General features: G+C 43.9%; 12 protein-coding genes. 6 read left to right on the top strand and 6 right to left on the bottom strand.

Translation table 11 applies throughout. From position 1 onward, the window contains the following. Positions 1–144 precede the first annotated feature (144 nt). A complete protein-coding gene (locus tag QH73_RS27975; RefSeq protein WP_039714982.1) occupies positions 145–729 on the bottom strand; it encodes a DUF2459 domain-containing protein in 585 nt (194 codons plus the stop codon). Between the two features lie 3 nt (positions 730–732). Continuing rightward, positions 733–1,734 (bottom strand): tRNA (adenosine(37)-N6)-dimethylallyltransferase MiaA, encoded by a 1,002-nt coding sequence (miaA, locus tag QH73_RS01670; protein WP_039714981.1) that lies wholly within the window; start codon positions 1,732–1,734, stop codon positions 733–735. A gap of 128 nt (positions 1,735–1,862) precedes the next feature. Here miaA and gyrB point away from each other — a divergent pair, with 128 nt between their 5' ends. The 3 genes from gyrB (at position 1,863) to lipA (ending at position 5,704) form a co-directional block, all read left to right on the top strand. Continuing rightward, positions 1,863–3,800: a DNA topoisomerase (ATP-hydrolyzing) subunit B gene (gene gyrB / locus QH73_RS01665; protein ID WP_039714980.1), complete on the top strand. Its 1,938-nt coding sequence runs from the start codon at positions 1,863–1,865 to the stop codon at positions 3,798–3,800. A 92-nt stretch (positions 3,801–3,892) separates the two neighbouring features. Then, positions 3,893–4,768: a tRNA (5-methylaminomethyl-2-thiouridine)(34)-methyltransferase MnmD gene (locus QH73_RS01660; protein WP_039717310.1), complete on the top strand. Its 876-nt coding sequence runs from the start codon at positions 3,893–3,895 to the stop codon at positions 4,766–4,768. 66 nt (positions 4,769–4,834) lie between these two features. Next, positions 4,835–5,704, top strand: a complete 870-nt coding sequence (lipA, locus tag QH73_RS01655) for a lipoyl synthase (RefSeq protein ID WP_039714979.1) — start codon at positions 4,835–4,837, stop codon at positions 5,702–5,704. Positions 5,705–5,871: 167 nt separating this feature from the next. Here the strand turns inward: lipA and QH73_RS01650 are convergent, their stop codons facing one another. Next, positions 5,872–6,567 (bottom strand): potassium channel family protein, encoded by a 696-nt coding sequence (locus tag QH73_RS01650; RefSeq protein ID WP_039714978.1) that lies wholly within the window; start codon positions 6,565–6,567, stop codon positions 5,872–5,874. Between the two features lie 140 nt (positions 6,568–6,707). Further along, positions 6,708–8,042 carry a TrkH family potassium uptake protein gene (locus QH73_RS01645; protein WP_039714977.1) on the bottom strand — a complete coding sequence of 445 codons (1,335 nt, stop codon included), beginning with the start codon at positions 8,040–8,042 and terminating at the stop codon, positions 6,708–6,710. Between the two features lie 169 nt (positions 8,043–8,211). Here QH73_RS01645 and QH73_RS01640 point away from each other — a divergent pair, with 169 nt between their 5' ends. From QH73_RS01640 to psb35, 3 genes are all read left to right on the top strand, one after another. Then, entirely contained in the window at positions 8,212–9,063 is an 852-nt protein-coding gene (locus QH73_RS01640; RefSeq protein ID WP_039714976.1) for a methyltransferase domain-containing protein, read from the top strand. After that, the gene (locus QH73_RS01630) at positions 9,063–10,205 is read left to right on the top strand and encodes a homogentisate phytyltransferase (RefSeq protein WP_236146868.1); all 1,143 of its coding nucleotides are present in this window, start codon (positions 9,063–9,065) and stop codon (positions 10,203–10,205) included. Before QH73_RS01640 ends, QH73_RS01630 begins: the two co-directional genes overlap by 1 nt. 258 nt (positions 10,206–10,463) lie before the next feature. Next, a complete protein-coding gene (gene psb35, locus QH73_RS01625) occupies positions 10,464–10,688 on the top strand; it encodes a photosystem II assembly protein Psb35 (RefSeq protein WP_039714974.1) in 225 nt (74 codons plus the stop codon). Positions 10,689–10,863: 175 nt separating this feature from the next. Here the strand turns inward: psb35 and QH73_RS01620 are convergent, their stop codons facing one another. Together QH73_RS01620 and QH73_RS01615 are read right to left on the bottom strand one after the other, a co-directional pair. Beyond that, positions 10,864–11,286, bottom strand: coding sequence for a tellurite resistance TerB family protein (locus QH73_RS01620; RefSeq protein WP_039714973.1), 423 nt, complete (start codon positions 11,284–11,286; stop codon positions 10,864–10,866). A 70-nt stretch (positions 11,287–11,356) separates the two neighbouring features. Next, a complete protein-coding gene (locus QH73_RS01615) occupies positions 11,357–12,844 on the bottom strand; it encodes a 16S rRNA (cytosine(967)-C(5))-methyltransferase (protein ID WP_039714972.1) in 1,488 nt (495 codons plus the stop codon). Between the last annotated feature and the right edge of the window lie 23 nt (positions 12,845–12,867).

The following is a 12,867-nucleotide window of genomic DNA, read 5'->3' as shown; positions in this document are numbered from 1 at the left end:
AAAGGAACAGTGTTTCGCTATACAAATTTAGTTACAAACTGCAACAGATTTAGCTATTTCGTTAATTTTTTGCAACAAATGTGAATTTGTCATTTGTCATTTGTGAATACCCGCTGATAACTGTTAACTGACAACTGACAACTGTTAACTGTTAACTGATTTAAAGTTTGCCCATAAGACAAAACCTTCAACGCGACAGCCTAAATTTTCCAACCACCGCACTAATTCATGATTGCTATTGTGTAGCACGGTATAAGTGCGATCGTAGGGAACTAGGGTCATTCCCGTGTAAGAATTTTCTATTTGGATAGTAGTAGGGCGATCGAAATATGAATTTAAGACCTTTAGCAAGCGATCGACTTTTGTTTTATCTACAGTAATGCTGAGTAAAAAATTATCCTTTTGAGTGGCTAATAAATCGAAGCGATCGCAGTTTTTTAACTTGCGTCCTAAAGCTCCTTGAGTTGGTAAAAATAATGCTGCTGCTCCAGTCAACCAATCTTGTTGATTTAAAGCGAAATATTTCCAATCACCATAGGCATATTCCAGACAGTTATCTCGGTCGCTGGGTAGAATTAATCTAGCATGAAACCCGTAGTCAATGAGATAAATATTAACTGGATTAATGGGATTGCCAGGAGGTACAATAGTAGCAGGAGAACATATCCATCCTACGAGAAAAATACTAGCAATCGCTAAGAATAAAATGATAAAACGGCGTAGTTTCACATTCTATAATTTCTCATTTTCTTTCAGATTTAGTTGAGCCATGAAATTCTGAATTCGCTGCCACACTCGTTCTACTAAGTCGGAACTGTCAGCATCAAACCATTCAATTTGAGGATATGCTCGAAACCAAGTTCGCTGTCGTTTAGCAAATTGTCGCGTATGCAATACAGTTAATTTTTTTGCTTCTTCTAAGGAGAGATCGCCAGCTAAATATTGCTTGAACTCTTGATATCCTAACGTATTGAGTAAATGTAAATCCATGCGGTATTTTTGACACAAAGACTCGACTTCAGCCACCAAACCATCAGCTACCATTTGTTCTGTGCGCTGAGAAATTCGCTGAGTCAAAGCATTCGATTCACAGTCCAAACCAATTTGTAAAATTGGATAAAGGGGGGGATCTTCTCCCTGTTGTGTCGAGATTGGACGACCAGTAACGTAAAATACCTCCAAAGCTCTGACAGTTCGAGTGGGATCGTTGGGATGAATTTTAGTTGCTGCTAGCGGATCGACTTGTTGTAGCATGGCGTAAAGCTGCTTTTGACCCAAAGATAGGAGTTGCGATCGCAATTCTGGCTGTGATGCTACTCTAGGAATCTTCATTCCCCGCACGATAGAACGGATGTACAACCCAGTCCCCCCTACCAAGAGAGCTGGGGGAGCTGAGGAAGCTAGGGAAGCTGAGGGAGCATTTAATTCCGAATTCCAAATTCCGAATTCCGAATTCTCAATCAACTCCCGTGCTTGTTCCTGATACTCAGCCACGGTAAAAGTCTCGGTGGGATCGCAAATGTCAATTAAATAGTGAGGTACGAGTTGTTGTTGAGCTGCCGTAGGTTTAGCCGTGCCAAGATTAAATTCGCGATAAACTTGACGCGAATCGGCACTGATAATGACAGAATTGAGTCTTTGAGCGATAGTTATTGCCAACCCTGATTTACCCGTGGCGGTTGCTCCACAGATGGTAATCAAGCCAAATCCATGCGAAATATCAGTTTGGTACATCCCCTAGATAAATTGCTCTTTAGAATGCCCTAGAGCCGTCTTTAAGCCTATTGTGTTAGAATTTTGGTACGATTTCTTATTTTAGATATCATTGGTTAATTTAACCTCATTATCGGAGACTCCCTTGCATGACGAGCAGCTACAGCGCCGAGCAAATTCAAGTTTTGGAAGGTCTGGAACCCGTCCGCAAACGACCAGGGATGTATATCGGAACCACCGGACCGAGGGGACTCCACCATTTAGTATACGAGGTGGTAGACAACTCCATTGATGAGGCTCTAGCAGGATATTGTACTCACATAGAAATCGACTTAAACGCTGACGGCTCAGTACAAGTGGTCGATGACGGTCGAGGTATTCCCACCGATACCCATCCGCAGACGGGGAAATCGGCACTGGAAACCGTGATGACAGTATTACATGCTGGAGGTAAATTTGGTGGTGGCGGTTACAAAGTTTCTGGCGGTTTGCACGGAGTTGGGATTTCTGTCGTTAACGCGCTATCGGAATGGGTAGAAGTTACAGTTTGGCGGGATAAAAAGGTACATACCCAACGCTACGAACGGGGTGTACCGATGGGAGAACTGCAAACCAAGTCTTTTAAAGAAGCGAAGACTGGAACTGGAGTTAGATTCAAACCTGACGCAGAAATTTTTACCACTGGCACGGAATTCGACTTTATCACGCTAGCTGGTCGCCTGCGAGAGCTAGCGTATCTAAATGCAGGGGTAAAAATTACTTTTACCGACCACCGTTTAGAACTACTCAAAAGCCAAGAACCGAAAGTTGAGACTTACGAGTACAAGGGTGGGATTCGCGAGTACGTCAGCTACATTAACAACGACAAGCAAGCCTTACATGAAGAAATTATCTTCGTGCAAGGGGAACGCAACAACGTCCAAGTTGAAGTCGCTTTGCAGTGGTGTACGGATGCCTATACCGATAACTTGTTAGGCTTTGCCAACAACATCCGCACGGTGGACGGCGGGACGCATTTAGAAGGGCTGAAAACAGTTTTGACCCGGACGCTCAATGCGATCGCCCGCAAGCGAAATAAAATCAAGGATAACGAACCCAACCTCAGCGGCGAACACGTCCGTGAAGGATTAACAGCAGTAATTTCTGTCAAGGTTCCAGATCCAGAGTTTGAAGGGCAAACCAAGACAAAACTCGGTAACACGGAAGTGCGGGGGATTGTAGACTCGTTAGTGGGAGAAGTGCTAACGGAATATCTAGAATTTCGCCCCAGCATTGCTGACTCGATTCTAGATAAAGCAATTCAAGCTTTTAAAGCTGCTGAAGCCGCACGCCATGCACGGGAATTAGTCCGACGCAAATCAGTATTAGAATCTTCGCCCCTACCAGGAAAGCTAGCAGATTGCAGTTCTAGAGATCCTGGCGAGTCGGAAATCTTCATCGTCGAAGGCGATTCAGCCGGCGGGAGTGCAAAGCAAGGACGCGATCGCCGCAACCAAGCAATCTTGCCTTTACGCGGTAAAATTCTCAATATTGAGAAAACTGACGATGCCAAAATCTACAAAAATACCGAGATCCAGGCGTTGATTACCGCTTTAGGCTTGGGCGTAAAGGGAGAAGAATTTGATGCGTCGCAACTGCGCTATCACAAAATCGTGATTATGACGGACGCTGACGTGGATGGAGCGCACATCAGAACTTTGTTGCTAACATTCTTCTATCGTTATCAGCGGCAACTGATCGAGCAAGGTTTCATCTATATTGCTTGTCCGCCACTATATAAACTAGAACGCGGACGCAATCACTACTACTGTTATAGCGATCGCGAACTGCAACAAAAAATCGCTGAATTCCCTGCCAATGCCAACTATACGATCCAGCGGTTCAAGGGTTTGGGTGAAATGATGCCACAACAGTTGTGGGATACCACAATGAACAACGAAACCCGCACCCTCAAACGAGTCGAGATCGAAGACGCAGCCGAAGCCGACCGGATCTTTACCGTATTAATGGGCGATCGCGTTGCGCCTCGACGCGAATTCATCGAAACCTACGGTTCTCGTCTCAACTTGGTAGAGTTGGATATTTAATGATGCAGGGACAAGGAGAGCAATTCAAAAGTCAAAAGTCAAAAGTCAAAAGTCAAAATAGCACTTACGACTTACGACTTACGACTTACGACTTGCCCTCTCCCTGCTCCCTGCTCCCTAAACTCACAGCCGATGGCTCTTACACGTTTTTCTCAACTGAATTTGGCGAAGCGTATCACAGTCAATTTGGGGCGCGTCAGGAAGCTGAGTTTAAGTTTGTGGAACCGACACAACTACGGCAAAAGGCTCGGCAACAAAAATCTTTACGATTACTAGATGTATGTTACGGCTTGGGCTACAACACTGCCGCTGCTTTAACTGCAATTTGGGACGTTAACCCCAATTGTGATGTAGAAGTCGTGGGCTTAGAGTTAGATCCAACAGTACCCCAAGCGGCGATCGCCCACAATCTTCTCAATGATTGGTCGCCACTCGTACCCCAATTAACTCAGTTAGCCACAACTCATCAACTTACAACAGATCGCCTGCAAGCAAAATTATTGCTAGGTGATGCTAGACAGTCTATTCAAACATTACAAGCATCTGGATTTCAAGCAGATGCGGTTTTTCTCGATCCATTTTCCCCACCTACCTGTCCTCAGCTATGGACGGTAGAGTTTTTAGGATACGTAGCTCGATGTATGCATAGTAGTGGAATTTTGGCAACTTATTCCTGTGCTGCATCTGTACGAGCGGCTTTACAAACAGCAGGATTGAAAATCGGCTCCACATCACCCGTAGGTAGGCGATCGCCTGGTACTGTAGCTAGTTGGAACGATCTTGCCTTACCCCCACTTTCCCAGGAAGAACGAGAGCATTTACAGACCCGTGCGGCAATACCCTATCGCGATCCTCAGTTGTGCGATTCAGCCGAGATAATTTGTCAAAGACGAATCCAAGAACAACAAACCAGTCCATTAGAACCAACGTCCCGCTGGCGCAAGCGAAGAAGTAAAAACGCTAACTAACAGCGATCGACCATTCCTTTGCCTGATAAGATCGACACTAAGAAACTACAGTAGTTAGAGCCAATTGTGACTGTTAAGCCAGAGTGGTTACGGGTAAAAGCGCCGCAGTGGCAGCGCGTCGGTAAAGTTAAAGACATTTTGCGAGATTTAGCCCTCAATACTGTCTGCGAAGAAGCCTCATGTCCTAATATTGGCGAGTGTTTTAATGCAGGTACGGCAACGTTTTTGATTATGGGTCCAGCTTGTACCCGTGCTTGTCCCTACTGCGATATTGATTTTGAAAAAAAACCTAAACCCCTAGATCCCACAGAACCACAACGCCTAGCTGAAGCAGTTCGGCGGCTGCGGCTCAATCATGTCGTGATCACTTCCGTAAATAGAGACGATTTATCGGATGGGGGTGCATCTCAGTTTGTCGGCTGTATTCAAGCTATTCGCGAACTATCCCCGCAAACTACGATTGAGGTCTTAATTCCCGATTTATGTGCGAATTGGGATGCTTTGGCGACGATTTTACAGGCGCAACCAGAAGTCTTAAATCACAATACAGAAACCGTTCCCCGACTGTATCGGCGAGTACGTCCCCAAGGAGACTACGATCGCTCCTTAGAATTGTTAAGGCGAGCGCGTACTTTAGCTCCTTCTGTCTACACTAAATCTGGTTTGATGGTAGGACTGGGAGAAACTGATGCTGAAATTTGCCAGGTGATGCAAGATCTACGGGCTGTAAATTGCGATATTCTCACACTAGGACAATATCTTCAACCCAGCCAAAAGCATTTAAAAATAGATAGTTTTATTGCTCCAGAACAATTTGATGCTTGGCGGGAGTATGGTGAATCTTTGGGTTTCCTGCAAGTGGTTTCTTCACCCCTGACCCGGAGTTCCTATCACGCCGAACAAGTGCGGGAGTTGATGCAGCGTTATCCTCGCTAATAAAAAACCCTTCCGTTGTGGTGCGGAAGGGTTGCCTTGAAGTGTGGTGTGAGGAGCAGACATAGAGTCTACTTACAAACATACTAATGAGTGAATGTGACAAAAAAGTGACAGGTAGATAGCGATCGCATGAAAAAAAATTATGACATCTATAGATGCAAGCCAAGTTAAATTGGTAAGCGATTAATATCCTTATTACAACCAATTACAACCATAGCAGAACCCTTCTCTAAGCGTTTTCTAGGATCGGGGTTGATTTCAAATTTGCCATCTTGACTCACTGCTAGCAAGTTTAAACCATAGCGGTTGCGAATTTGTAGATCGCCGATTGTTTTGCCATGAAATTCGTCAGGTACGATAACTTCAACGATGCTATTATCTGGATCGAGGTCGAAGCGATCGAGAATAGCTGGTTTGGTGAGCGATCGCGCTAACTCGCATCCTGCTTCATACTCAGGAAAGACAACGTGATCCGCGCCAACGCGATGTAACAATTTGCAATGAACCCCTGAAGATGCTTTTGCCACAATATGCGGTACGCCACCTTCTTTCAAGTTCAGCGTCGTAATAATACTTTCTTGTATATAGTTACCAATCGCAACAATGACCGTATCAAACTCGTAAATTCCCGCTTCTTTTAACGCTACAGAGTCAGTAGAATCAAGTTGTACAGCGTGAGCTGCAATATGTTCGCTCATAACCTGATTGACGTTTTTCTCATCAATGTCCGTCGCTAGTACCTCATAACCCAATCGATGTAAAGTAGAGCAGACAGCACGCCCAAACCGCCCTAAGCCAATGACTGCAAACTGGTGGTTATCTTTGCGGAGACTGCGAAAAAAACCTAAAGACGACAGATTCACACGCTTATACCTTTGCTTCAATCGGCTTTACTTCTTATGTGAAGTAAAGTTACTAAATCGTTCCAACTCAAATATATACCTTTACAACTCAAAAACAGCAGGTTTGCCTAGATCTCCCGATATCACTTGTTTCTAGCGATTTATCCCACAAGTAAATTTTCTTCGGGATAGTGGATAGCAGTAGGGCGAGGATCTCCTAGTACGGCTCCTATGAGTAACAAAATACCTACCCGTCCGATAAACATGGTGGCGATTAAGACTAACTTAGCCGCAGCAGAGACATTGGCAGTGATTCCGGTCGAAAGTCCTACAGTAGCAAAAGCAGACACGACTTCAAACAAGATTTGAATAAAATCTATGTTCGGGTCAGTCAAGGATATCAAAATTGTTGCTAGTATGACCGTGGCGATGGAACCAACTAGTACGCCAACAGCTTTTAAAATCAGGTTGAGTGGAATTTGGCGCTCGTAAAGTAGTACCTCCTCTTTGCCTTGTAAAATTGCCTTGGTGCAGCTAGTTAACACGCGCAAAGTTGTAGTTTTGATACCTCCCCCCGTACCACCTGGACTTGCACCAATAAACATAAAGGCAATAGTCAGAAATAAGCCAGCATTGGTCATTTTACCAATATCAATCGTGTTAAATCCAGCTGTTCTAGGAGTCACAGACTGAAACCAAGCAGCTAGTATTTTATTTTGCCAACTAAGATTACCGAAAGTATTGGGATTTCTCGACTCGATTAAAAAGAAAGCAACTGTACCAGCAATCAATAAAATTAAACTCGTGCTAATTGCTACTTTCAAATCTAGAGAAAACACGACTCTTTCTGGCTTGCGTTGGATGCGATCGCGCAAATAGATATAAATTTGAAAAAGAACTCCATATCCGATTCCACCAAAGATAATTAATCCAGTTACGACTAAATTTAATAAGACCGAAGATTGATAGCCTATAAAACTATCTTTAAATAAACCGAAACCCGCATTGTTCCAAGCATTGACACTATGAAATATAGCTAGCCACAAGGCGCGATCGATTCCATATTGAGGTGTAAAAACTGGTAGAAGTAGAAAGATTCCCGTAATTTCAAAAATTAGAGTTACGCCAATGATCGAACGGATTAAATCGGCACTATTAGATAAACCTGTTCGGTCGAGCGCTTGTTGAATTGCCACTTTATCGCGCAATCCAAATTTCACTCCAATTAAAACTAATAAAAAAGTGGTAGCTGTCATGTAACCCAAACCACCAATTTGCACCAAAGCAACCAAAATTACCTGTCCAAAAAATGAGAAATAAGTCCCCACATCTACTACAGATAACCCAGTAACACAAACAGCAGAAGTAGACGTAAACAGCGCCACAATTGGGTTAGTCCAATCACCGCTACTAGAAGAAAAAGGCAACATCAACAGCAACGTTCCAACAGCGATTACCGCTAAAAATCCTAAAGAAATAGTTCGAGGAACAGTCATTTGGAGGGGTGAGGGGTGAGAGGTAAGGGGTGAGAGGGGAGAGATAAGAGGTGAGGGGTAAGAGGTGAGAGAGGTAAATTTTGACTTACGACTTACGACTTACGACTTACGACTTACGACTTGTCTCTTGTGGTAGGCTAATTGCGGGTTACGTTAATACTGAGTTGTGATGAGTGCAACACTTTACGAGCGGATTGGGCAATTCTACGATTCCTCCTCTAGTGTGTGGGAACAGGTGTGGGGGGAACACATGCATCATGGCTACTATGGCACAGATGGAAAACAGAGAAAAGAGCGGCGACAGGCACAAATTGATTTAATTGAAGAACTGCTGCAATGGGCAGATGTCGAGCAAGCAAAGCATATCCTTGATGTTGGCTGCGGTATAGGTGGTAGTTCGCTATATCTCGCCCAAAAATACAATGCCCAAGCCACGGGAATTACTCTCAGCCCGTTTCAAGCAAATCGAGCGGCTCAACGCGCTCAAGCTATCGGGTTGAGTCAAAAAACCGAATTTTTAGTTGCAGATGCTCAGAATATGCCTTTTGCGGATAACAGTTTTGACTTTGTTTGGGCATTAGAAAGCGGTGAACATATGCCCGATAAGGTTCAGTTCATGCAAGAGTGCTACCGCGTGCTGCAACCTGGGGGAAAGCTAATTATGGTGACTTGGTGTCATCGCCCTACGGATGCTCAGTCAGGAGGTATTCTGACAGCAGACGAGCAAAAGCATCTAAACGAGATTTACGAGGTGTATCACTTACCTTACACGATCGCCTTACCGGAATATGAAGCGATCGCCCGCAATCTTAATTTAAACGGCATCCGTACCGCAGATTGGTCAACTGCTGTAGCGCCATTTTGGGATGTAGTCATCGATTCCGCTCTTAATCCCACGGCAATATTAGGTTTAATTTTATCTGGCTGGGAAACAATTCAAGCAGCATTGTCTCTGGGGCTGATGCAGCGGGGCTACCAGCGTGGTTTAATTCGATTTGGCTTGTTGTGTGGGATTAAGTAATGAAACGTACCGTCAAGACGCAGAGAACGCCGAAAGTCAGGCGATTAAATTTAGTTGAGTGGCTTTATGCTTTTTGGAAGTTCTCGCGTCCCCACACAATTATCGGTACGAGTTTAAGCGTCTTAGGAATGTATTTAATTGCCTTTGATGCACAAATCGATCTTTCCCAACTTCCAACTCCCACACGGGCGGGTTTTGCAGATAGCTCTCTTGTCGAACGCATAATTCAACTCTCGACTTCCGTACGGGCGGGTTTTGTAGATAGTTCTCTCATCGAACGCATAATTCAACTCTCGACTTCCGTACGGGCGGGTTTTGTAGATAGTTCTCTCATCGAACGCATAATTCATTGGCTAAACCCGCCCCTACAGCCCCTATTTTTGGCGTGGGTTGCTTGTCTGTGTGGCAATATTTATATTGTTGGCTTGAATCAACTGGAAGATGTTGAAATCGACAAAATTAATAAACCTCATTTACCAATAGCATCTGGTGAGTTTTCCCGGCGTACAGGTCAAATTTTAATAGCCATAACGGGGCTTTTAGCGCTAGTATTAGCTGGGGTTGCTGGATGGTATTTATTTGGCATGGTAGCAATCAGTTTAGCTATTGGAACAGCTTATTCCTTACCACCAATCCGGTTGAAAAGATTTCCTTTTTGGGCAGCTTTATGCATTTTTTCGGTTAGAGGAGCAATAGTCAACTTAGGATTATTTCTACATTTCAACTGGTTATGGCAAGGATTTTCAGGAATTCCTAGCTCGGTTTGGACGCTAACTTTATTTATTTTAGTATTTACCTTTGCGATCGCAATCTTTAAGGACATTCCCGATTTAGAAGGCGATCGCCAATATCACATTACAACTTTCACCATTGCTTTAGGGAAAGAAAAAGTTTTTAACCTAGCACTTTGGGTAATAACTACATGTTATATAGGTATAATAATTGCAGGAATTCTAGGACTTCCCTCAGTTAACTCAACTTTTCTCATCAGTACCCACTTATTACTCTTAGCTTTGCTATGGTGGCGCAGCCGTCAAGTAAACTTACAAGATAAAAGCGCGATCGCGAGTTGTTATCAATTCATTTGGAAACTCTTCTTTTTAGAATATATTTTGTTTCCGGTAGCTTGTTTGCTGGGTTAATTTGTCATTGGTCAAGAGTCACTGGTCATTTGTATGCTGCTTCCTACTCCCTTTCTTCACTGACAACTGACAACTGACAACTGATAACTGATAACTGATAACTGACAACTGATAGCTGATAACTGATAGCTGATAACTGATAACTGATAACTGACAACTGATAAGTGTCACTTAGCTTCTTTCCTGGGGAGGATGGAAATGGTACTCTGTTTGTATAGGGTCTAAACAGTAGTATTAGCAATTTGAGGAAATATGACTATGCACATATTAATGCAAGCAGCAGCAGATGCGGCAGTAAATCAGCCCCACTTTCCAATCTCTGCAACTCTAGTATATGTAGTTGGTTTTATTGCTGCTGCGACAATTGGTTCAGTTGCTTGGTACAATTCCAAGCGTCCTGTAGGTTGGGAAGATAAAGAACGTCCCGGCGTAGTACCAGAAGTGAAAAAAGAAGAAACTCCTGGAGTTGGCGAACCAAAATAAAAGTCAAAAGTCAAAAGTCAAAGGTCAAAAGTCAGTGTAGAGACGTTACATGTAACGTCTGTACAGAGTTATTAGTTATCAGCGATTGGTGACTGGTGAAAAGTGAACAGATGAAGAATTCAGCTGCTAACCCCCGTTCGCTAGCCACTAGCCACTCATAACAAATGACCAATGACTAATTTTGAGTCTCTACCCAACGGCGGTAGAGCTTTTGAATTGCGTGAATTGTGGAATTGTGAATGGAATGATGCTCTATTTCCTCTGAATGAGAAGACTCTATTTTGTTGAGCAATTTAGCCTCTTCTACGGCAACATCGCCATCACTATAAATTAAGCCGCTAATAGCTTCAATCAAACTTTGATAAGCTGTTTCACTAGGGCGATCGCCCAAATATGCTTGAATCCATTCATAACATTCTGTAGGCTGTACTGTTCGGAGTTCGTTGAGTAAAGGTCGAATCTCTGGATCGTCAGCCAAATTTTTTGCTTGAGCGACTTGCTGAAGATATTTTCTTTCCGCTGGTTGAATTTTACCGTCCAACCAAGCAGCACCAATCAAGATTTTCATTAAAGTTTTGGTATTAGAATTATTAGTCATTTTTGGTAATTGGTAATTGGTAATTGGTTGACAACTGACAGTTAACTGATGACTGATAACTGATAACTGGTCACTGCTCCCTCTTCTTCAATCGAACCATAAAAAAGCCATCCATTTGATGCTGATGGGGATATAACTTCAGCCAGCCTGCGGCGGTGGAAAATGGAGTTGCAGGAGAATCGGGTGGAAGAGGATCGATTTGCCATTGGGGATGGCTTGATAAAAACCATTCCACTGCTCTTTCATTTTCTAAAGGATGAAGAGTGCAAGTGGCGTAGACAAGAATACCACCAGGTTTCACCCAGGTAGCCGTGCGATCGAGTAGTTCTCTTTGTAGGTTAGCAAGTTCTTGTACTGATGCGGGCGTTTGTCGCCAACGAGCATCGGCGTGGCGGTGCAAAGTTCCTAATCCAGAACAGGGAGCATCAAGCAACACGCGATCGGCTATATTCGTAAATTGAGGCAGAGAACGACTATCCCCAGGACAAATTTTTATCGATCGCAGTTGTAAGCGTTCGGCATTTGTTTTAAGTTTATTCAAACGAGATGTCGTGCGATCGCAAGCCCAAATTGTCCCTTTATCTTGCATTAATTCGGCGATGTGAGTTGTCTTACCTCCAGGTGCAGCACAAGCATCGATCGCAACTTCCCCCGCTTGCGGATCGAGTACATGACTCACAAGTTGAGCGCTACTATCTTGTACAGTCCACCATCCCGCACTATATCCAGGCAAGTTTTGAATTGCACCAATACTGCCAGTCAACCTCAAAGCTTGGGGTAGATGGGGAAGCCGCGTTACAGACACTCCTGTTGCTTGTAACTGCCTCTCTACTTCTTCGATAGAAGTTTGTAAAGTATTAACTCGTAGATCGATCGCTGGCGATTGATTAAACCATTCACACAGTTGTTCTGTCTCTACCAAACCCAACTGTTCCAGCCACAATTCAATCATCCAATTAGGGTAACTGTGTAGAATTCCTAGTCTTTCAACTGGATCTTCTGGTAATGGGATGACAGTAGACGCTGGCGCTACACTACTTGAAGACAGTTGACATGAGTGACTAGTGGCTAGTGGCTGGTGGCTAGAGATACTTCCTCTGCCCCTCTGCTCCTCTGCTCCTCTGCTCCTCTGTTCTCTTCCCCTGCTCCCTGCTCCCTGCTCCCTGCTCCCTTCCATCTCCCGAATCAATTGACGCAAAATCCCATTGACAAATCCCTTCAATCCAGCCAAACCATTAGTTTTTGCCAATTCCACTGTCGTATTGACAGCAGCAGAGGAGGGAATTTGAGTCAGGTAGCATAGCTGGTATAAGCCGAGATGGAGAATAGTGCGTAAGTCGGGGGGTTGTTGGTGAGATTTTTTTTTAGCTAAGCGATCGATCAGAGCATCGAGCGATCGCATTCTCCTAACGCTGCCATAAACTAATTCTGTTACCAAACGGCGATCGTTAGCATTTAAATTCGATTGACTGAGTACCCAATCTAAAGCGACATCTGCATAGGCATCGCGATGTACTGCCTTGAGAGCGATAAAAGCTAGTTGGCGAGGATTTTCCATGCTCGATTGTAAGTTGGATCGAT

Source organism: Scytonema millei VB511283 (assembly GCF_000817735.3).
Classification (GTDB): domain Bacteria; phylum Cyanobacteriota; class Cyanobacteriia; order Cyanobacteriales; family Chroococcidiopsidaceae; genus Chroococcidiopsis; species Chroococcidiopsis millei_B.
The sequence above is the reverse complement of the archived record's forward strand: the minus strand, read 5'-3'. Positions and strand labels throughout refer to the sequence as shown.

What these genes read in the sequence shown, in the direction of transcription:
- miaA (WP_039714981.1), bottom strand. Translation starts at nt 1,734, where the DNA reads ATGTACCAAACTGATATTTCGCATGGATTTGGCTTGATTACCATCTGT.
- QH73_RS01615 (WP_039714972.1), bottom strand. Translation starts at nt 12,844, where the DNA reads ATGGAAAATCCTCGCCAACTAGCTTTTATCGCTCTCAAGGCAGTACAT.
- gyrB (WP_039714980.1), top strand. Translation starts at nt 1,863, where the DNA reads ATGACGAGCAGCTACAGCGCCGAGCAAATTCAAGTTTTGGAAGGTCTG.
- QH73_RS01630 (WP_236146868.1), top strand. Translation starts at nt 9,063, where the DNA reads ATGAAACGTACCGTCAAGACGCAGAGAACGCCGAAAGTCAGGCGATTA.
- QH73_RS01620 (WP_039714973.1), bottom strand. Translation starts at nt 11,286, where the DNA reads ATGACTAATAATTCTAATACCAAAACTTTAATGAAAATCTTGATTGGT.
- QH73_RS01640 (WP_039714976.1), top strand. Translation starts at nt 8,212, where the DNA reads ATGAGTGCAACACTTTACGAGCGGATTGGGCAATTCTACGATTCCTCC.
- QH73_RS01645 (WP_039714977.1), bottom strand. Translation starts at nt 8,042, where the DNA reads ATGACTGTTCCTCGAACTATTTCTTTAGGATTTTTAGCGGTAATCGCT.
- psb35 (WP_039714974.1), top strand. Translation starts at nt 10,464, where the DNA reads ATGCACATATTAATGCAAGCAGCAGCAGATGCGGCAGTAAATCAGCCC.